The following is a 20,246-nucleotide window of genomic DNA, read 5'->3' on the forward strand; positions in this document are numbered from 1 at the left end:
CCTAGGTCGCCAAGAGGTATTTCGAAGAAGTGGAATCAGGCGACACATCCAACCGGCCAAGTGGCAGAGCCACCCGGACCTACGGTCCTTAAGCCGTTTGGACGTCAGAAATGCGCAACGTTATACGACAATTCGGGAAAGAAGGTGAAGTACTATTTTTCAGAAATTTCAAACGGAGTATAGAGATGCAATATTTGAAGATGATGTCTATCTTCGTCCAATTATCATAAAAGAAATGAATGAAGATCTAATTGTTGAGTTCCATGTTTTTTTATACTTCACCGAAACTGTTGTTCAAAAGTGGGAAGTTGAGTATAAACAAGTCAGGGATTATAAGATTACATTAGATTTCTTTGAAGATATAGAACTTGAAACAAACCATCCATTATTACTAGAGTATCTTGAACCAACTCATGAATTGTATTTCAAAGGCGAGTCAAAAGATGTGTTTAAGATCATAGGAGAATTACTAGTACAGCATCAGAAGGCAACCGATAAATGGATTGATTTTCAACACTATTTTAATGGAGATCTTGAATGGTTACTTAAGCAAGACCAAGGGCTTTTAGCCAAAGGTCCTGAGTCGATTATTACTATTTATAAAAAGGTATTAGAGATAAATCAACTCAATCCATCTGTGATGAAATTCGATCTAAAACTTGAAAAATCTATAGCAACAATTATGGGGAAGTCTTTTATCATATGCAAAGAAGTAGAATTCAATAGAATTTTGTAGCATTTTCGAAGAAGCCCGAATCGTCGTATAACAATGCATTCCTGCATCGTCGCGTTCGCTTCTTGGTCGCCAAGAGGGATATCGGGAAGTGGAATCAGGCGACACATCCAACCGGCTAAGTCTGACGACCCATTCCCTTCGGTCACTTAAGCCGCTTGAACGTCAGGAATGCGCGAACGTTATGTGAAATACCTAAAAGGTAAATGATAGTGCAAAAAAATCAAAAGCAATTAAAATCGGAAGGGAGAAATGAATAATATGAACTTTGTATGGATATCAATGTTGTGGCCTTTTATTAACGTTGCACTTCTTGTATTGATAATATTTTGGATCTATAAACTGGTAAAGCGTAAATCCAAGAACTATTCAGACACAAGAGAATCCTTAAGAAGAATAGAAAAAGATTTGGAATCGATTAATAAAGATAAAAAGTAAATTTAAAATGAAAACAAAAATGAACAAGAAGAAATGAAAATATCAAACGCAGAACGGATAGTATTTCAAGGATGTTATGTACTTCACATAACAAAGCATTTCTACGTCGTCGCTGACGCTCCTTGGTCGCCAAGAGGTATTTCGGAGAAGTGGAATCAGGCGACACATCCAACCGGCTAAGTGGCAAAGCCACCCGGACCTACGGTCCTTAAGCCGTTCGGACGTCAGAAATGCGCAAAGTTATGTGAAATACTCGAAATTGGTTTAATATCCTTAAATGATTATATTTTTAATAATAGGAGAAATAGTATGACAACTGATAATTTCGATTACTATACTAATGATCAATTTGAATGGACTGGAATATTAAATTACTATCAGGCCCCTAATTTTATACATAAGAAGGGGACTGTTTTTAGTGTTGAAGTAATTGTAAATAAAGAAATAGATGAATCTGATAGTAACTTGATACCTGGGTTTAGTAAGGGGTGGACTTGGGGAGAAGACAGAAGAATTAAAGCATTCAAAATGGAAGATCTAATGATTGTTGGAGATCGTATATTTTTGAAATTTCTTACCATTCGAAAAAGTAAAAGATATGATGAAATAAAGTATTTTCTTTTTGATTTAGGGGCTTTTTTAGATTTGAGTGACTATAAAATCATTGAAATAAATGTTAATGAGATATTGTAAGTAGATGCTATGAGGTCGAGTACATCACATAACATTACATTACCACAGCGGTCGCTAAGCTCCCTAGGTCACCAAGAGGTAGATTCGTGGAAGTTAATTCAGGTGACACATCCAACCAGCTAAGTGGCAGAGCCACCCGGACCTACGGTCCTTAAGCCGTTTGGACGTCGGTAATGCGCGAACGTTATGCGAAACTGCTGAATATCAATTGTTAAGAGGTGAATCATGAAGAAGATTATAATTGCATGTGCATCTATACTAGTAATTGGGCTTTTCTTTTTTTGGAATGATATTCGAGGGTATAGCACAGTAGAGAAAGCGGTTCAATCAGAGTGGAAGTCAAAAATAGAAGTAGTCAATAAAGACATGACAAACCAGTTAGTAGTCTATAACGATAATGAGCAATATGTTTTTGGTGTATTTCATAAGAAGTACGGACGATATTATTACAGAAATGATAGTCAAAGTTCCGGTTGGAGATCACAATCACAGAATGGACCAGCATTTTTGGTGAGAGTGGAGCACAAAGAAAACAAAGGAAACTTTATCTGGGGGGCACTATACTCTGAAATGCCAATATGTAAATTTCAAATTGAGTTTAAAAATGGTGAGATACGAGAAGTGCCTGCAGTAAATAATACATTCATTTATAAAGTTCCAGATATATACCAAGTGGAGCAAGAGCCAAACTTAATGACAACTTTTATAGATGTAAAGGGGTACGACACAGAAAATAAACAAATAAAGTCATGGAGAAATTAATGATTTGAAGGTATATCTAGTAGTCAGCAGCATCGCATAACAGAGCATTTCTACTTCGTCGCTGACGCTCCTTGCTCGCCAAGAGGGATTTCAGAGAAGTGGAATCAGGCGACACATCCAACCGGCTAAGTCTGACGACCCGGACCTTCGGTCCTTAAGCCGCTTGAACGTCAGAAATGCGAAACGTTATCCGAAACCTCCGAGATATAAAAAAATAGTCAACAAGATGAAATATATTCCTTAATAAAAAGGATGGATTATATGAAGATAATTCAAATAATTTGTATTATAGGATTAATTATACTTTCAGGATGCGAGGCTTCAAATATTAAATCCATTCCTTCATTGATTCCATCGACTATGCTTTCCGATGAGGAAGGGAAATATTATATTATTGCATTAGGATCTACTGATAAACAAAATTTAGACTTCCAACAAGTGTTTGACCAAAATATAAAAATTCTAACTGGATATTATCAAAACGGAACACCAAGTAATGAGGAAATGAAGCTATACGAGATAAAAGAAATGCCAGAATACATTGTATATGACACAGAAAGAGAAGTTTACAGAACAGATAACATAGACGAGCTAAACCAATATCTAATTAAAGTCCAGAATTAATAAAAATTATAAAATGATTTTGTGAAATATAGATTTGAAAGTAATCCTACGAAGCCGGAGGCATCGGATAACAATATATCCACGCTTCGGAGCCTGATGGGGGAAGCGGAGAAGTGGAATCAGGCGGACACATCTGCACCGACTAACCGCGTCGCGGCCGGCTCCGGAGCCTTAAGTCGGTGAGACGTCGTGGATACAGGAACGTTAGGCGAAACGACCGAAGGATGAATGAAAGGAGAGCAACCAATGAAAAAATTAAGGATAATCATAGTTTCTTTATTCTTGATCATCTTATTTGGATGCAGTAATAATCTAATTAGTGAAAGTTCAAAAAGGGAATATAGCAAAGCAGAACGTTTTATTACCGATAAGGGCTATTTAATAACTAGTAATGAAGGAATTGTTTCTGAATATTTATTAGATAAAAAGCTGCTAACGGAAATGCCTTATTTACAATACTGGAGTGTTCAAAGCGTTGATCCTATCTCTTATGTAGGCAAGAGAATAACTACAAGTAAGTTCATTGTTAAAAACCACCCCTTAGATAATGAGAATGATAATAGAAAAAAACAAACCATTATTTTTCTGATGGAAGCAGACAATGAAGTTGTAGGAGGATATAGTTTTCCTGATTACGATGAATTACATATGGGCTTGGTTTACACAATTGATGGGAAAACACTCGAAGAATTCACTGGAATATCTTATCCAAAATGGTCAAATCAATGGAATTTAAAATATAAATAATATTTTGGAAGTATCACAAAGTCGCATCGCCTAACAATGCATTTTTGCTTCGTCGCTGGCGCTCCTTGGTCGCCAAGAGGGATATCGAAGAAGATTATTCAGGCGACACATTCAACCGGCTAAGTCTGACGACCCGGACCTACGGTCCTTAAGCCGCTTGAACGTCAGAAATGCCAAACGTTAGCCGAAATCATAGATTGTTGAAAAACAAAAAAAGATAACGTAATGTAGGAGTCCTATGGTTCGTAATGGACTCAGTAATGCCAAGATCCAAACCAACGAATTAATAATTGATACAAAATGGTAATTATTCATTGCGAGTTAGTTGGAGCAGATGAATCTCACAAAGGAGAGAAAGCGATATGCAATGTACAGTTAGGGATGTAAATATTTATTATGAAGTTCATGGTGAAGGTACGCCGATTGTTATGATTCATGGATGGGGTCCGGACCACAGACTGATGAAAGGGTGCATGGAACCTATCTTCGAAACCATAAATACACCTTGGAAGCGTATTTATTTTGATTTACCTGGAATGGGAAAGACCAAAGGAGAACAATGGATTACTGGTTCTGATCAAATGCTTGATTTGGTTCTTGAGTTTATTGATGCTGTTATTCCTAATCAGAGGTTTGTTATAGCAGGAGAATCCTATGGGGGCTACTTAGCTAGAGGAATCATTAATAAACGTCCTACGATTGTTGATGGACTTCTGTTAATCTGTCCTCTTGCAGAACAAGAAACACATAAAGAGAATGCGGCACATTTTCAGGTGTTTGATAAAGATGAACTTCTTTTGAACAGTCTATCAGAAGAGGATAGAAATTATTTCGTGAGTGAAGGAATCAATGCATTACAAAGCAAGCAAGTATGGGAACGGTTTAATGAAGAAATCCTTCCAGGTCTAAAAATTGCCGACCAATCATTCTTGGGCACCTATCTAGGGCAGCATGTTTCTTTTAGTTTTATTGTGGACGCCCTTGAAAACCCGTACATGAAACCTACACTTATGTTGACAGGAAGGCAAGATTCAATTGTAGGTTACCAAGGCTTATGGAAGATTATTGAAATGTATCCTAGGGCATCCTTTGTTTTATTTGATAGAGCTGGTCATAATCTGCAAATCGAACAGCCTACTCTGTTTACAGAGACAGTAAAAGAATGGTTAAGTAGAGTTTTTCTAGAAATGGACTGACAGGTTATTTGTTTTTTGAAGGTAGCTCAGGGAAGTCAATGACTTCGGCTAACAAAGCATTCCTACTGTGGGCATTCGCCCTTGATCGCCAAGAAGGATTTCCTAGGGGATTATTCAGGCGACACATTCAACCAGCTAAGTCTGACGACCCGGACCTACGGTCCTTAAGCTGCTTGAACGTCAGGAATGCGAAACGTTAGCCGAAACTTCCTAGGTCAAGAACATATGGGTAAACCCTCAAAGCCAGAAGCATCTAAGGTCAAGATCGGATAAGGGCATATGAAAGTCAAGATCGCATAATGGCATATGAAGGTCCGAAGTTGAGAAGCCAGGTAGCAGATTCAGCCGGACACATCCTACTCCGTCGGACGTCGAGAATTCAAGAACGTTAGCCGAAAGAAGTTCTTACATGTTTAGGAGGAGTCTATATGATATTAGAAAAAGTTATAAATAGAATTGTAATACAAAGTGAATATAAGGATTTTGTTGATAAGTATATAGATAATATACTTACCGAATTTAAAGGTAAGATTCATAGCATTTATATGTGTGGCTCGATTCCAAAAGGAACTGCTAAACCTTTTAAGTCAGATGCAGACTTTACTATTGTATGTGTAAATCCCAAAGATATTGATTACGAAAGATTGTCAAATATTAAAGACAAGCTTTTGGAAGAATATCCAGAAGTAACTAAGATTGATACGATAATTTGCTCGATTGATGATGTATTAAGTAAACCGAATGAGTGGGGTTTTTGGATTAAGATAATTTGTGTTTGCATACATGGTCATGACGTTGGTGAAAAAGTGCCACCGATAATTACTTCTCCAGAGTTCATTTTAGACTTAAATACAGAGACCAAGCAGGAAGTAGATCGTATACATAGTTTACTTTCTAATGCTAGTGATAACACAATGAAAACTAGATATATTAAAGGTTATTCTAAGAGATTAATTCGTGCATTATACTCTTTGGTTTTAGTAGATACAGGTGTATGGCAAGATGACATTATTAAGATGAAGAATGCCATATTAGACTATTGCGAGATTGACTCCGCTTTAGTTGATTATCTGTATGCTTGTTACTTGGATAGTCATGTACTTGTTGAAGAGTTTCTGGGAATTGCAGATGAAGTATATAGCTATTTTGAGAATGCCTTAAATACAATGGCGCTTCCAGAACTTCCTTTGGCTAACAACATATTGACGCTCGGGATCACTCTGAGAAGCGAGTGACCACATCCAGCCCCCTAAGCCCGTCGGGACGTCACTGCATTAGGTGTTCGGCAAGCCTCACAACTATAAGCATCGTCTAACACTCTGGATTGGTTGCGCAGTTGCCCGAAAAAAAGAACTTCATAAGCATAGTATGAAGGTCTTCAATGACTATCATATGAGCAGTAAAGCTCCGCGGCAATTGCGCAAATCCATGTTGAACGATGCCGCGAATATTTGCTAGCTTACCGCTTATGGGCTTTGTTATTTACTTCCAATACCGATGTTGCATGAAATGGGAGGATCGGCTATCCAAAATTCTAGGGTCAATGGAATATCTTGTCGTATGAAAACACACCTCCCCCCTCCCCAGATCAGGCATCGTAACAAGAAGTATGCAATTACAAAGTGTCTATCCACCACCGGGAGCCAGTGTTAGAATCTGACACCAAACCCCTCCACAAGAGGGACAACGTGAAATATCCACACCCGTTAATTTCAATATATGATCCTTCGCCGTCAGCTTTACTTTGGGTTTAATCGGCGTTCGAGTCAGACGCAAGCAGGTCAGCAGTTTGGTTTTTCGATTGGCGTTGCTGAGAAAGCCATAATATCTAATTTTCTGAAAACCAGAAGGTAGCACATGCATCATGAATCTCCGCATAAACTCTATCGCATCCAGTGTCATTGGCTTCACTTTCCCGTCATCTTTGTAATCCCGATAATGAAAGGTTACTGTCCGATCGTCCATGGATTGGATCCGATTATTGTAAATCGCGGTCTTGTGCGTATAGCGACTTAAATATTTGACGACGTGAAAGGAACTTTTAAACGGTTTCTTACAGTAGACGACCCAATCCGGTTCATAGAGTGAATCTAATAAAGTGAAAAATGAAGATTCTTCAGCGTAGGGCAGTGAGGTTCCAGTAAATCTCAGCTTCTGATCGGCATAAGTCTTTTTCAAGAAATAAAGAAATTCACCTCGAAAAACCCTAGAGAGGATTCTCACGGGAATAAAGAACTTCTTCTTCGAGCGCATAAAAGTACAGCCAGAAGGTGAAAGACCACCGCCAGGTACAATGCAGTGGACATGAGGATGAAAAGACAAATTTTGACCCCATGTATGCAATATCATAGTCACTCCGATGTGTGCACCAAGAAACTTAGGGTCCAAAGCTAACTTAGAAAGTGTCTCAGAGGCAGCTTTAAAAAGAATAGTGTGCATGAGTTTAGGGTTAGCTAGAAATAAGGGATTCAACGTGTGAGGAACAGTGAATACAGTGTGGAAATAAGGAACGGGCAAAAGCTCAGAAGTTCGATCTAGAACCCATTGCTCTTTTTTTCAAATTACCACATTTGGGACAATTACGATTGCGGCAGAAGTTGTACGACACCTTCAGAGCTTCGCAAGAATGACATTGGTCGACATGCCCACCCAACGCTGCAGTTCTACACGTTTGGATAGACTGAATGACCTTGATGCCTTCACTATGAATGGGATGGGTAGCGAGAAAAGCGTCAGAGAAGCTTGAAAAAATCTGCTGTAACTCAACCAAGGTCATCACCTCCAAAAGGAAGATCTAGAGGGCTTTTCAACCCGAGAACTTGGGCGTGAGTAAGATGAAGATACATGGAAGTGGTTTGAATATCTGCATGACCAAGGAGTTCTTTGATCTGCAGAATACTAGCACCGCGATTTAATAGATGGGTTGCAAAGCAGTGACGTAAGGTGTGCACCGATACATTTTTAGTTATCCCAGAAGCATGTAATGAATCTTTAAAAACAGATTGAATACTCCGCACTGAAATGGGCTTCGTATCCGGGACACCTGGAAAAAGCCAAGGGGAGGGGCGGTAAGCCTTCCAGTATTGACGAAGAAGCAGAAGATTATGGTCGGATAAAATGGAGTAACGATCCTTACCCCCTTTGGCTTGACGACCAAAAGGCGCATGTCTGGACTGTGAATGTCTGTCAATTGCAGATGAGCCACTTCGCTCACACGAAGACCTGCCGAGTAAATGGTGGTAAGAATGGCTCTGTGCTTGAGATTGCGGGTCGCATCGAGGATCTGGCAAACTTCTTGAAAGGTCAGAACTGTAGGGAGAAAGGTTTTCTTCTTCACTCTCGGAACATGCAGCATATTCCATTCGCGAAAAAGCACAGATTGGTAAAAAAACTTGATGGCGCCATAAGCAGAATTCACGTAGGCAGAACTTAGTTTCTTCGTTTTAATGGCATGATGAAGAAAAGCTCGAACTTCATCGTAGCCAACGGATGCAGGAGGCTTACCACAAAATGAATAGAAACGTTTCATATGAGCTAAGTAAATTTTTTGAGTACTTTTGGCAAACCCACGTAACTCCATTGAAACTGTCATGGATTGAATCCAGTCTTGCATAGATAACACACCTTCCTTTTTTTACTAGATAATAAAGGAAGGCGTGGTAAAATGGCAGTAAGGAATGTAGGATTTAAAAAGCTACCGCGTAGCGGTTTAGTTCAACAATGTGTTTCCGCTGCGGGGCTAACGCCCCTTGGTCTACCCGATGATATTCGGAGAAGTGGATTCAGGCAGACACATCCATCCCCCTAAGATAAGAGCTATCTAAGGGGGGACGTCGGGAACACACAAACGTTAGGTAAAATCCCCTTAAAGAATAATGGAAAGGGTGATAAATATTAATACAAGACATTTAGTAGCCATTTTACTGCTCTTAGTTATTATTACAGGATGTAACAATAATACAGATTCAAATGGTTCGGTTGTCTCTATAGGACTTGATTGCCCTAAAACTACTAATGATGAATTATGCGAGAGTAAGTATTTGGATGATGCACAATCTATTAAGATATTTGAAGAAGCAATTAATAAGGCAATAAAAATGGAAGGTATCTTAAATTACGTTGCAGAATACAATATGACAATTACTAACTCTAACAAAACAACAAAGAATTATCATTTGTCCCTAGGAACAGATAGATCGATGAATGGATTATTAGTAGATCAATCAAATTCAAGTCAGGGATACGAGGTTCCAATAAAATATGCAAATCAATTAAGAGATGTATTAAAGAAGTAGGAATCTGATAGTACTTCAGGAAGCAGGGGACATATCACCTAACAACACATTCCTGCTACGGGTATTCGCCCTTGATCGCCAAGAAGAATTTCCAAGGGGGTTTTATCAGGCGATACATTCAACCGGCTAAGTCTGACGACCCGTTCCCAACGGTCACTTAAGCCGCTTGAACGTCAGGAATGCTGAAATATTCGTATGAAACATAATATAAACAATCGTAGCCGCTCAAGGAGATGTGGTATGCAAATCTAACAAACTAAAGAGCACGAACTTAAAAATTAACTCAATTAAGAAGTACAGAATGTTCATGCGATAATGTAACCTAAATTGGGGGGATTAATAATTTGACGACTTTATACAGAATATGGATTGTGATATCTCTTATATTTCCGTTAATAGGAGTAATTAATTTTTGGCCTAATTATGTTGATAATGAATTCCCGTTGTTTACTGATGGTGTGAGTGTTCTAATATTCCTTCCTTCATTTTTTGTATTATTCTTCTCTTTATTGACACTTATGATCAATAAACTACTGATAATAAAGACTGTTTATAGATTTGTAGTTGGTATCACATTATATTGCTTAACATTTTTGGCTTTATATTTTACTTTCAAAGATATCTGGAGCATCCATATTAGAATAATAACTATTTCATTAACTTCGTTCGCGGGTCTTTTACACTATTGGATTTCATTTTTCATATCATTTAAATTCAATGCCTCTAATGGAATCAATGATGGATAATTCGAGGAAGACGAATACATAACCTAACATTACCACAGCGGTCGCTACGCTCCCTTGGTCACCAGGAGGAGTTTCGAAGAAGTTAATTCAGGTGACACACACAATCGGCTAAGTGGCTGAGCCACCCGGACCTGCGGTGCTTAAGCCAATTGGACGTTGGTAATGTGCGAACGTTATCGGAAATATCTGGGATAGGAACATATGAAGGGCGTTAAAGAATCTATGATAGTGAAATTCAGAAAGGAATAATGAACAAAAGGTAAAAGCATAAGAATAGAAGAGAAAGATCTAAAGAAAACGAGATTTCAAATCAGCATAGATGCATTTCGAAGAAGAGATAGAAATACATAAAGATGAATAAATCAAAGCCAAGTGACATCAAAGATATGAAAGACAACAAAGACATCAAGAGTATGAAAGAATTAAAAGACGTCAAATAACATTAAATATGTAAATAATCTGATAGTAAATTCATAGGAGTCAGATACATCCGATAACACCACATTCCTACTGCGGGCATTCGCCCTTGATCGCCAAGAAGGATTTCGAAAGAGATTATTCAGGCGACACATTCAACCAGCTAAGTCTGACGACCCGTTCCCTGCGGACAATTAAGCTGGTTGAACGTCAGGAATGCCAAACGTTAACTGAAATCAACAAAATTGTGTAATGCGAAAACGAAAGGAATATAAAAAATGAATCTAATCGGCATAGTACCAATTAATAAAAAAAATTGGGAAGAAGTTCTCTCGATATCTTTACTCAAATCACAAGAGAAGTTTGTTCCTTCTGTTATCGAATCTTTAGCATGGGCTTATATAAAACCTTGGGATGAGGCTTTTGATCCATATATTTTGTTCAAGGATGATAAAGCAATCGGATTTTTCTATCTTTCATATACACCAAATAGTACGAATAATTACTGGATCGGTGGCTTTCAAATAGACAAGGAATATCAAGGGATGGGATTAGGAACACAATCTCTTCAAAGAATATTAGAATTCATTCAGGAAATACACAGACAATGCGAAGTAATCTCTCTAACAATCGAAAAAAGTAACGATCATGCTAGAAAGCTTTACGAGAAATTAGGATTTGTCAATCAAGATAAAGAGAACCAAGATGGCGAGATTATATATAAACTAAAGTTAAAATAAACTATAAAGAACTTGTGCTAGGTTACTCGAAGAGGCCGTTGACATCAGCTAACATTACATCCCTGCGTCGTCGCTGATGCTCCTTGGTCACCCCAAGAGGAATATCGGAGAAGCGGATTCAGGCGACACATCCAACCAGCTAAGTGGCTGAGCCACCCGGCCCTTTGGACGTCAGGAGTGCGCAACGTTATGTGAAATTACCGATGCAAAAAACTAACGGAGAAAGTAAAGGTGGTATTTTGCTTGAGTATTTAAATAGATATGCGCAGAAAGCATATAGAGAAATTAACGCAATAGTTCAGAATCCAAGATTCTTATTCTCTAATGACCCTGAATTAATGAAACTCGAAGCTAGTGCAAATTATTGTTATATTCATGGGTTTAATAGATTAATTAAACATAATAGGATCACTAATGAAAGATTGCTAGAAGCGCTACTTTTTCTAGAAGATAACATTGAGGAATATCTAAAAAAGCATTATAAAAATAAGAAATTATACTACTTTTTAAACGGAGATGCTCTTGTTCCAGCATTTACTCTAACTGTTGTCTCTTATCATGAGGGTCAAGAAGCAAATGAATCCATGAACTTAGGGGATTTGATTGAATGGTATAAGAAGAATGCATGTTTTGACGGGATTGAAATTGTAGAAGCAAGTGAAGAAGATTCAGAAGAGGAGATAGTAGACAACTATCCAGATTCAACAAGAACTTATGTGAAACTAATTGAGACATAATCTGCTATTCGATGAAGTCGGTAACATCAACTAACATTACATCTACGCTGCGGGACATTCGTCTCTTGGTGTCAGAAGGTTAACATGGAAGTAACTCAGACAACACATGATCCGACCTAAGATAAGAGCTATCTAAGGCCGGATCGCGTCGCAGATGTGCAAACGTTATAAGAAATCCCCGAAAAGTGGGCAAAAAGCGATAAGTTCAGAATCATTGAAAGGAGATTCTCGTGATTAAAGAAAACAAGAGAATTATCATTTTTTTAATAATCATTGTGGTTTTATTAATGTTTTGGAATTCTTTTCGATCTTCAACTTATGAAGTAGTTACCGTTCAGAAGGTTTGTGAAAATGAAATGACAATAATTAATCAAAGTAATCGAGTAAGAACTTTAAGAATTCCAATTAATATCACAAAATTAGTTAAAGAAAATAACGAATACACAATATTTTACGATAAAAGAATTTTTGATAAATATAGACTAAGATCAATATCTTCGTGAAGTGATCAATGGAAGGGCTTAATGTATTGTACATGAAATGAGACAAGGATCAGAAAAGCAGTTTAGTAATACCTTCGAAGTCGGGGACATCTTATAACAATGCATCTGCGCTTCGGGGCATTCGCCCTTTGGTTGTCAGGTGAGTAATCATGGAAGTAATCTCAGACAACACACCTAAGATAAGAGCTATCTAAGGCCAGGTCACGTCTCAGATGCGCAACGTTATAAGAAATCCCCGTAATGATAATGGAAGGAATGATTATTATTAAAAGATCTAATGTAATTCTAATAGTAATCGGTATTACATTTGTATTTATTGGATGGTATTTTTTCGGTAATAGTTTCTCCATTAATAGTAGAGATGTACAAAGTATAACCCTAGAATGCGTTCAAGATTGTATTGGAATGGATGACAGACCATTTCTAAAAAAGACTATTACCGATAAACACTCGATTAATTTATTTATAAAGGCAATTAACAATTCAGAAAAACTAAGTGGAAGTCTTGATTATGGTGTGATGTTTCTAATACGAATATCTTTTAATAACCGTACTATAAAAGAATTTCATTTAAACATTTCTAAGAATAAAGATGCAAGTAATGGATTACTTGTAAGTTCATCAAATAGTGAAAAAGGTTACAGAATACTTGAAAAATCAACGAATGATTTAAGGGATATCATTTATAATGACTGATTATTTGTAAGATATTGCTTCGAAGGCGGGGACATCTTATAACATTGCATTCTTGCTGCGTTACTGACGCTCCTTGGTCGCCAGGAGGGATTCCAGAGAAGTGGAATCCCTCCTGGCGACACATTCAACCGGCTAAGTAGCGAAGCCACCCGGACCTACTGTCCTTAAGCCGCTTGAACGTCAGGAATACGCAACGTTATGTGAAATCGCCGTTAAGAAGCTTAAATACATATATGCAAACAGAGCGGATTCATGGACCAAGAGGAATAAAATCGGAAAACTGGGAGTGCTAAGAATGAATAATGACGAGATAGAAGATCTCTTTTTGAGGATTTCGTTACATAGAATGTGTGACTTGTATTTTATGAAACTAAAAGAAGTAATGAAAGGGTTGAGCCAACATGATTTATGGTCAGAGTCCTATCACGATAGTAATACGATAGGAGGGATAGCGTTACATGTGTGTGAACACATTCGAAGAAGCTGCTTAAGACTTAAGAGTTTAGATAACGAATTAAAGCCTGATTTTGAGAGTTATTTTCCAATAGATGGGCAAACATCTGAACAATTGATCGTAGCTTTCGAGAATCAGTTGCAAGAATGGAAGACAATTATGAGTGAGTATATAAATAAGGAATTGAAAATTGATAAAGAACACATCCATCAGCTGTATCATCTAGTCGAGCATACCGGTTATCATCTTGGTCAAATAATTGATCGTATACAAGGAATAACTGGGGAGAAATTCTCGTTTTGTAAGAAGGGTCTTAATGAGTCTTACTTGCGAAGAAAGGTTGAATCAAGGGAAATATGACAGGATAGAAGAGTAAAGAGAAGAAGTGAGAAGTCAATACTAATGATTTTGATGTAGTGCTCTGAAGACGTGGACATCACATAACTTAGCATTACCACAGCGGTCGCTACGCTCCCTTGGTCACCAGGAGGAAATTTCGAAGAAGTTAAATCGGGTGACACATCCAACCGGCTAAGTGGCATAGCCTCCCGGACCTTCGGTCCTTAAGCCGTTTGGACGTCGGTAATGCGCGAACGTTATGTGAAATTACCGAAAATAGGAATTATTAAGCATATACAGGAGGTCACTTTGAAAAAAATATTAGTTATCATTGCTTTATTACTAATCTGTTTATGTACCTATCTCGGATATATATATTTGAGAGAAGATGATTCTAGTAAATCCATTGTAGAAGCTATTGAAAAGGCGAGAGGAGAAGATAATTACGTCAATTACATTATTCATGAGCAGCCAGTTAATAATGGTATGATGGTTTTCTTTTTAAGAAATATCAATGATGGACGAATTCAAGTTTCATCAGAGTTTGTAAAGAAAACTGACCAAGGTTGGAAGTGGGGATATGGAGGATCTTTTAGCGCAACCAATGTTAGATTAGATTTATCACTGGAAGAAGCAAAAGGAGAAGCATTTTATAGTTCTTATTTTCCAAGTACTACAGGAACTGAATTTGACTCGCCATTTCCAATGATTTATGGGGTTATCCTAAATCCTGATATATCCAGACTTGTTGTAAAAGACTATATAACCGGACTTGAGAGACAGACAGATATTGTAGAAATCAATAGGCATTTCAAATTGTTTTATGTATTGATCGATGATGCACAGGGTAAAAAATTCGATATCATTGCATACGATCATGATGGCGGAATTTTACGCACGGAGACAATTGATCAAGAATTACAAGAGCAATCTGGTACAAGCACAGTTAAATGAGGGTATTTCATAGAAGTCGGTAACATCACATAACAATGTTTTTCAGCCTCGTCGCTGACGCTCCTTGGTCGCCGGGAGGGATTTTCTGAGAAGTGGAATCAGGCGACACATCCAACCGGCTAAGTGGCATAGCCTCCCGGACCTTCGGTCCTTAAGCCGTTTGGACGTCAGAAATGCGCAACGTTATGCGAAACCCCGTAAAACCCATTTATAGACCCTTTTTGGAGGTGGAACTATGCGGATTTTTCTTATATTTTTTTCTTTTATTTTGGCAATTTCGGGATGTTCAACCCAAGAAGAACAACACGGAAATGATCTAGAAAGCACCTTGAATGCTGTTTTCAGTTACAAGTTGAATGAAGTAGAAGGAGAACATACAGACAAGTTCAATCAATGGTTAACAAAAGCACGAGAAACTGCAGAAGAGGGACAATATTATTTTTTTCAAGAGAGTATTAATGACTATATGTACTCTTATGTATATCGTAAGGGCTATACCCAATATGAGGTCTCATTTATTTATGACCAAGGTGATCCAATAAACAAGGGAAAGATCTATGTAACAGGGAACAATAAAGATCTTAATAGCGATAACTTTGTACAAATCAAATCAATAAATGACCTTTCAATACTTTTTATATTATCTGATGAGAGCTTAAAGAGTAAAATGAAATAAAGAATTCCAGCGTTTCAAGGAAGACGGGGCATCGCATAACATTGCATTACCACAGCGGTCGCTACGCCCCCTTGGTCACCCGGAAGAAGTTTCGTAGAAGTTAACTCCGGTGACACATCCAACCAGCTAAGTGGCAGAGCCACCCGGACCTACGGTCCTTAAGCCGTTTGGACGTCGGTAATACGCGAACGTTATGCGAAATTACCATAAGTGCTATTAAGTTCTAAACAATATAATTAGCAAAGTGAGAGGGCGATTACTGATGATAGAATTTCCGGTCATTACAACGAAAAGACTTTTTATAAGAGAACTAACATTAGATGATGTTGAATCAGTATTCAGACATTTTTCGTACCCTGATGTCACAAAATTCATGGATATCGAGGTGTGTAAAGATAGAAGTGAAGCTGAAGAAATTATTGCTTTTCATATCAATGATTCCGGCTGTAGATACGGGCTTTTTAGTAAAGATAATAATGAACTAATTGGTACATGTGGATTTCATTGTTGGACTGCGGACAAGGATGGATCAAGAGCTGAAATTGGTTTAGATCTATCCCCGAATTACTGGGGCAAAGGATTGATGCAAGAAGCGATAAATGAAATTATCCCAATTGGATTTAAATTAATGAAACTGGATTACATTGAAGCGACCACTGAAATTGAAAATATCAAATCACAAAGGCTTTTAGAGAAGATGGGATTTATTAAACAACACCAATTGAAGGACAATTTAATGTATTTTATATTGAGAAAAAAAGAAGAAGTTATGTAAGTAGCTCAAGAAGACGGTAACTACGCATAACAATATTTTTCAGCATCGTCGCATTCGCTCCTTGGTCGCCAAGAGGGATTTTCTGAGAAGTGGAATCCGGCGACACATCCAACCGGCTAAGTGGCGAAGCCACCCGGACCTACGGTCCTTAAGCCGTTTGGACGTCAGAAACACGAAACGTTATGTGAAATCCCTGCAAGAAATAGAGGAGAGAACATGAGAACTATAAATCTATTACAAATCAAACCTTCAAGTCGTTATGATAGCCTTGATCCGGAACAAGAAGGAAATAAAAATACTAAATTTGCTGACATGATAATTGATGGTAGGTCTCTTTACCAAATGCTAAAAAAGCATGATATGGTTCCGTCCCTCGGGTGGGGAAGTGAAGAGCATCAAAGACAAATAATTAATTATTTCTTATTAAATCAAACTCACGAATATTTGTACTACAGGTACCCAATACTAGTCTGTCCTTGGTGTGGAGATGAAGAATGTGGCTTTATATCTGTATTTATTGAGAGAGAAGGGGAACTTATTACATGGAGTGATTTCAAACTGGAACCCGACAATAAAGCTATTGATATAGGGCCTTTTTATTTTAAATGGGAAGAATACGAAAAAATTATTAATGAGACATTTGGAACTGCAGGGATTCAATAAAGTATTGTTGTGTTATTCGAAGAAGGCAGGGACATCACCTAAACCAGCTAATCAAAGTCAACTCTATCATTATAATATACTTTTTATAGATGAAACAAAGACGTACCTAAATAAACCTACCCAGTAGAGAAGGTTTTATTGGAAATTAATTTCCAACTGTGAACTCAACCCGTTTTAAAATCTTGACCAGACGTCCACATTCCAAAAATAATGCGTAAAAGCTTATGAGAAGTAGCAACAATTGCGACTTTTGCCGGTTTGCCTTCATTGCGCTTTTGCTGATAAAATTGAAAGAGAATCGAATTTCTGGGACCATGAATTTGCTTGGAAATGGCGGCAACGGTTGCCTGATAAAGGGCAGTTCGAAGGTAGGAAGAGCCCCGTTTAAAATTCGATTTTTCTTGGATTTGAAGGTTCCCGATTCGTGAACAGTTGAGTCAAGCCCGGCAAAAGCTGTTAGCTGTTTCACGGATGGGGACCTTTTTATATCCCCAATTTCAGCGATGAGCATGGCAGCTGTTAGTGGTCCTACCCCTGGAATCGTTCTTAGAAGGTGATAGGACCATCGACTCCATAGTTTTTAAAAGATCATTCATACAGTCCTGATAGGTCTTAAGCAGCTGAATATAGCGCAGTAGAACAATCTTCTGAGCCTGAATAGCATGAAGGTCAGGAAGACTATTATTAGCAATGATAAGTAATTGTTCTAGTTTGGATTCATTCCAAGCTCGACCTTTGCAGTTGGAAAGAAGCACTGTAATGATCTCATCATGATCTACATCTAAGAGTTCTTTGGGGGTTGAATAACAAGATAATAATTCAAGAGAGTACGGTTACAGACTTTGTGAAAGGCCTTGTCATATCCCGGGAAAAGAAGATCGAGGACAGCACGGAAATGAAGTTGTGCTTCACCGTAAAGGCCTGTCCAATGCTGATATTGACGACAGATAACACGCAGTTGTTGGACAGGATCGCTTAGTTCGACTTGAGGTTCAGGAGATTGCAGGTAGAAAACATGAGCAATGCGAATGGCATCAATAGGGTCAGTTTTTACCTTTCGTACCGCCTTTTGCTTCAGCTGATGAGTAAGTAAAGGATTCAGAACAATGACAGAATAGCCATGAGAAGAAAAGAAAGAAACGAGAGGCTTAGAATAATTGCCAGTAGCTTCTAAAACAACGTTGGGTTCCTGACCTGTGGTTTGCTTCATCTCCTCCAAGATCGATAGGAGATGATTGAGGTCGTCATGGGTATGAGAGAATGGAAAAGGATTGTACATACAGTCATGGTAAGAAAGAAAGGCAGCGGCAACACTCTTACCTTTAGCAACATCGATACTTAGAACAGGTGTATTCATATAACCTCCTTAATGTCACTGGGGCCAGCACTTTTGATCTCCACAGGTTGGCACGGTGATACGGGCTCAAAGGCCCAACCAGCTGAATCGGGGTATGAACCAAAGGCGAGGGCATAAAACACTTTATGTGACGGGATCTATGTCCCAACAAAGCATGCGTTTTTCAGCCCAGTGTTTTCTCCAGTATAAAGAAAAAGTTCATCCCCGAGCCAGTCGGGTATGAACTGAGAATACCAACAACGCATTCACACTTCGGGCTACGCCCTCGGTCCGGACCGAAGTTGAGAAGCCAGGTAGCAGATTCAGCCGGACACATCCGACTCCGTCGGACGTCGAGAATGCAAGAACGTTATCCGAAATATCCGGAAATTAAAAATTATAAGAAAAAAATAGAGGTGAATAAGATGGGAAATGACAATGAAAACCATGAAACTCAATCTGACACCAATTACAGTGATGCAGAAACAACACAAGTACATTCTATGATTGAAGAAGCACAAAGAATAGAAGGGGGAGGACCTCCAAAGAAGGTTGATTTTAAATCACTCCCAAAACCAATAAGGCTTTTTGGTTACTTTTTCATTACAATGATGATTATTATGGTTGTTTTTACTATAATATCTAACTTCTTATAAGTAAAGTAAAGGGATCAAAGAAAAAAGTAATAAAACAAAAGAGAGAAAAAGATATATTTTGTATGGGATTTCGAGGAAGTCGGATGCATCGGATAACAAAACATTCCTGCATCGTCGCATTCGCTCCTCGGTCGCTATGAAGAATATCTGGGAAGCGGATTCAGGCGACACATTCAATCGGCTAAGTGGCGAAGCCACCCGGACCTACGGTGCTTAAGCCGTTCGGACGTCAGAAATGCGCAACGTTATCAGAAATCCCAACAATAAGAATCAGAACATTGGAGGAATAATGAATGCTTATTTCCAAGATAAATCCTGAAGAATTAACACCAGAACAAATGATAACTCTATTGTATCCTAGTGGTCGAATGGAATCAGAATTGAAGGGCAATTGTATCATGGTATTCGGCAATGGGAATTTAGATAGGTCCAATAAGGCTATACAATTATATAAAGAGGGAAGAGCTCCGATTATTTTATTTTCAGGAGGAGATAAATGGGGGCAACGCGATGAAATTGAAGCAATCTCTATGAAACAATATGCAATTGAACAGGGTATTCCAGAAGAAGCAGTAGTAATAGAAACAATTTCAAATCATACTAAAGAAAATGTCTTGGCATCAATATTAGTATTAGATCGAGCACTTGGATTACATAAAATTAAGAGATTAATTGCTGTTAGTGATTCTGGTCATTTGAGGAGATGTCTACTTACTCTCAAAACTTATATGCCTAGTTGGATAGATTTTGAAATGGTTGGAACTGACGTAGAACTACCACTTAATTGGTGGAATATAGGTCCAATCAGAGAGAGGGCCGATAAAGAAATAAGGAGTTTAATACATTATATTAATGAAGGCCAACTAAAAGATGATGAAATAGCATTGTAAATGAATTATTCGTTGAGGGCTGGGACATCTGATAACAACACATTCTTGCTGCGTCGCTGACGCTCCTCGGTCGCCAAGATGGATTTCATAGAAGTTAATTCAGGCGACACATCCAACCGGCTAAGTCTGACGACCCGGACCTTCGGTCACTTAAGCCGCTTGAACGTCAGGAATGC

22 protein-coding genes and 2 pseudogenes are annotated in these 20,246 nt (G+C 38.2%); 19 read left to right on the forward strand and 5 right to left on the reverse strand.

Features of this window, described 5'->3' with window-relative positions; translation table 11 throughout:
- The 8 genes from AC1D7X_RS20750 to AC1D7X_RS20785 form a co-directional block, all read left to right on the forward strand.
- The coding region (locus tag AC1D7X_RS20750) for a hypothetical protein (protein WP_495476018.1) at positions 1-183 on the forward strand (183 nt) is incomplete at its 5' end.
- A 52-nt stretch (positions 184-235) separates the two neighbouring features.
- Entirely contained in the window at positions 236-736 is a 501-nt protein-coding gene (locus AC1D7X_RS20755; protein WP_495476019.1) for a hypothetical protein, read from the forward strand.
- Between the two features lie 744 nt (positions 737-1,480).
- Positions 1,481-1,864 carry a hypothetical protein gene (locus AC1D7X_RS20760; protein ID WP_495476020.1) on the forward strand — a complete coding sequence of 128 codons (384 nt, stop codon included), beginning with the start codon at positions 1,481-1,483 and terminating at the stop codon, positions 1,862-1,864.
- Positions 1,865-2,089: 225 nt separating this feature from the next.
- On the forward strand, positions 2,090-2,626 hold the full coding sequence (locus AC1D7X_RS20765; RefSeq protein ID WP_495476021.1) for a hypothetical protein: 537 nt from the start codon (positions 2,090-2,092) through the stop codon (positions 2,624-2,626).
- 261 nt (positions 2,627-2,887) lie between these two features.
- A complete protein-coding gene (locus AC1D7X_RS20770) occupies positions 2,888-3,250 on the forward strand; it encodes a hypothetical protein (RefSeq protein WP_495476022.1) in 363 nt (120 codons plus the stop codon).
- A gap of 246 nt (positions 3,251-3,496) precedes the next feature.
- Positions 3,497-3,997: a hypothetical protein gene (locus AC1D7X_RS20775; protein ID WP_495476023.1), complete on the forward strand. Its 501-nt coding sequence runs from the start codon at positions 3,497-3,499 to the stop codon at positions 3,995-3,997.
- A gap of 362 nt (positions 3,998-4,359) precedes the next feature.
- Positions 4,360-5,193 (forward strand): alpha/beta fold hydrolase, encoded by an 834-nt coding sequence (locus AC1D7X_RS20780; protein WP_495476024.1) that lies wholly within the window; start codon positions 4,360-4,362, stop codon positions 5,191-5,193.
- A gap of 428 nt (positions 5,194-5,621) precedes the next feature.
- Positions 5,622-6,428 carry a nucleotidyltransferase domain-containing protein gene (locus tag AC1D7X_RS20785; protein WP_495476025.1) on the forward strand — a complete coding sequence of 269 codons (807 nt, stop codon included), beginning with the start codon at positions 5,622-5,624 and terminating at the stop codon, positions 6,426-6,428.
- Positions 6,429-6,819: 391 nt separating this feature from the next.
- Here AC1D7X_RS20785 and AC1D7X_RS20790 read toward each other — a convergent pair.
- The 3 genes and pseudogenes from AC1D7X_RS20790 to AC1D7X_RS20800 all read right to left on the reverse strand — a co-directional run.
- Positions 6,820-7,963: pseudogene (locus tag AC1D7X_RS20790) on the reverse strand (IS91 family transposase).
- Positions 7,956-8,555, reverse strand: coding sequence for a tyrosine-type recombinase/integrase (locus AC1D7X_RS20795; protein ID WP_495476088.1), 600 nt, complete (start codon positions 8,553-8,555; stop codon positions 7,956-7,958). The pseudogene AC1D7X_RS20790 and the gene AC1D7X_RS20795 overlap by 8 nt, the downstream one beginning before the upstream one ends.
- A 5-nt stretch (positions 8,556-8,560) precedes the next feature.
- Positions 8,561-8,806 (reverse strand): annotated as a pseudogene (locus tag AC1D7X_RS20800) (site-specific integrase); the annotation flags it as partial.
- A gap of 271 nt (positions 8,807-9,077) precedes the next feature.
- On the opposite strand from AC1D7X_RS20800, the gene AC1D7X_RS20805 reads away from it, so the two are divergent.
- The 9 genes from AC1D7X_RS20805 (at position 9,078) to AC1D7X_RS20845 (ending at position 17,188) form a co-directional block, all read left to right on the forward strand.
- The gene (locus tag AC1D7X_RS20805; RefSeq protein WP_495476026.1) at positions 9,078-9,488 is read left to right on the forward strand and encodes a YhfM domain-containing protein; all 411 of its coding nucleotides are present in this window, start codon (positions 9,078-9,080) and stop codon (positions 9,486-9,488) included.
- Between the two features lie 1,441 nt (positions 9,489-10,929).
- A complete protein-coding gene (locus AC1D7X_RS20810; protein WP_495476027.1) occupies positions 10,930-11,391 on the forward strand; it encodes a GNAT family N-acetyltransferase in 462 nt (153 codons plus the stop codon).
- 191 nt (positions 11,392-11,582) lie between these two features.
- On the forward strand, positions 11,583-12,128 hold the full coding sequence (locus tag AC1D7X_RS20815; protein WP_495476028.1) for a hypothetical protein: 546 nt from the start codon (positions 11,583-11,585) through the stop codon (positions 12,126-12,128).
- A 743-nt stretch (positions 12,129-12,871) separates the two neighbouring features.
- Positions 12,872-13,327 carry a YhfM domain-containing protein gene (locus AC1D7X_RS20820; protein ID WP_495476029.1) on the forward strand — a complete coding sequence of 152 codons (456 nt, stop codon included), beginning with the start codon at positions 12,872-12,874 and terminating at the stop codon, positions 13,325-13,327.
- Positions 13,328-13,622: 295 nt separating this feature from the next.
- A complete protein-coding gene (locus AC1D7X_RS20825) occupies positions 13,623-14,141 on the forward strand; it encodes a hypothetical protein (RefSeq protein WP_495476030.1) in 519 nt (172 codons plus the stop codon).
- Positions 14,142-14,429: 288 nt separating this feature from the next.
- Positions 14,430-15,074, forward strand: coding sequence for a hypothetical protein (locus tag AC1D7X_RS20830; RefSeq protein ID WP_495476031.1), 645 nt, complete (start codon positions 14,430-14,432; stop codon positions 15,072-15,074).
- A 235-nt stretch (positions 15,075-15,309) separates the two neighbouring features.
- Complete coding sequence (locus AC1D7X_RS20835; RefSeq protein WP_495476032.1) at positions 15,310-15,750, forward strand: hypothetical protein; 441 nt, start codon at positions 15,310-15,312, stop codon at positions 15,748-15,750.
- Positions 15,751-16,012: 262 nt separating this feature from the next.
- Positions 16,013-16,525 (forward strand): GNAT family N-acetyltransferase, encoded by a 513-nt coding sequence (locus AC1D7X_RS20840; RefSeq protein ID WP_495476033.1) that lies wholly within the window; start codon positions 16,013-16,015, stop codon positions 16,523-16,525.
- Positions 16,526-16,741: 216 nt separating this feature from the next.
- A complete protein-coding gene (locus AC1D7X_RS20845) occupies positions 16,742-17,188 on the forward strand; it encodes an oxidoreductase (protein ID WP_495458162.1) in 447 nt (148 codons plus the stop codon).
- 145 nt (positions 17,189-17,333) lie between these two features.
- Here the strand turns inward: AC1D7X_RS20845 and AC1D7X_RS20850 are convergent, their stop codons facing one another.
- Together AC1D7X_RS20850 and AC1D7X_RS20855 are read right to left on the reverse strand one after the other, a co-directional pair.
- Positions 17,334-17,699, reverse strand: a complete 366-nt coding sequence (locus tag AC1D7X_RS20850; protein WP_495476034.1) for a transposase — start codon at positions 17,697-17,699, stop codon at positions 17,334-17,336.
- A 270-nt stretch (positions 17,700-17,969) separates the two neighbouring features.
- Positions 17,970-18,545 (reverse strand): IS110 family transposase, encoded by a 576-nt coding sequence (locus tag AC1D7X_RS20855; RefSeq protein WP_495476035.1) that lies wholly within the window; start codon positions 18,543-18,545, stop codon positions 17,970-17,972.
- Positions 18,546-18,883: 338 nt separating this feature from the next.
- Here AC1D7X_RS20855 and AC1D7X_RS20860 point away from each other — a divergent pair, with 338 nt between their 5' ends.
- Positions 18,884-19,180, forward strand: a complete 297-nt coding sequence (locus AC1D7X_RS20860; protein ID WP_495476036.1) for a hypothetical protein — start codon at positions 18,884-18,886, stop codon at positions 19,178-19,180.
- 293 nt (positions 19,181-19,473) lie between these two features.
- Positions 19,474-20,070: a YdcF family protein gene (locus tag AC1D7X_RS20865; RefSeq protein WP_495476037.1), complete on the forward strand. Its 597-nt coding sequence runs from the start codon at positions 19,474-19,476 to the stop codon at positions 20,068-20,070.
- Positions 20,071-20,246 lie beyond the last annotated feature (176 nt).

The organism is Paenibacillus sp. Y568, from assembly GCF_059445545.1.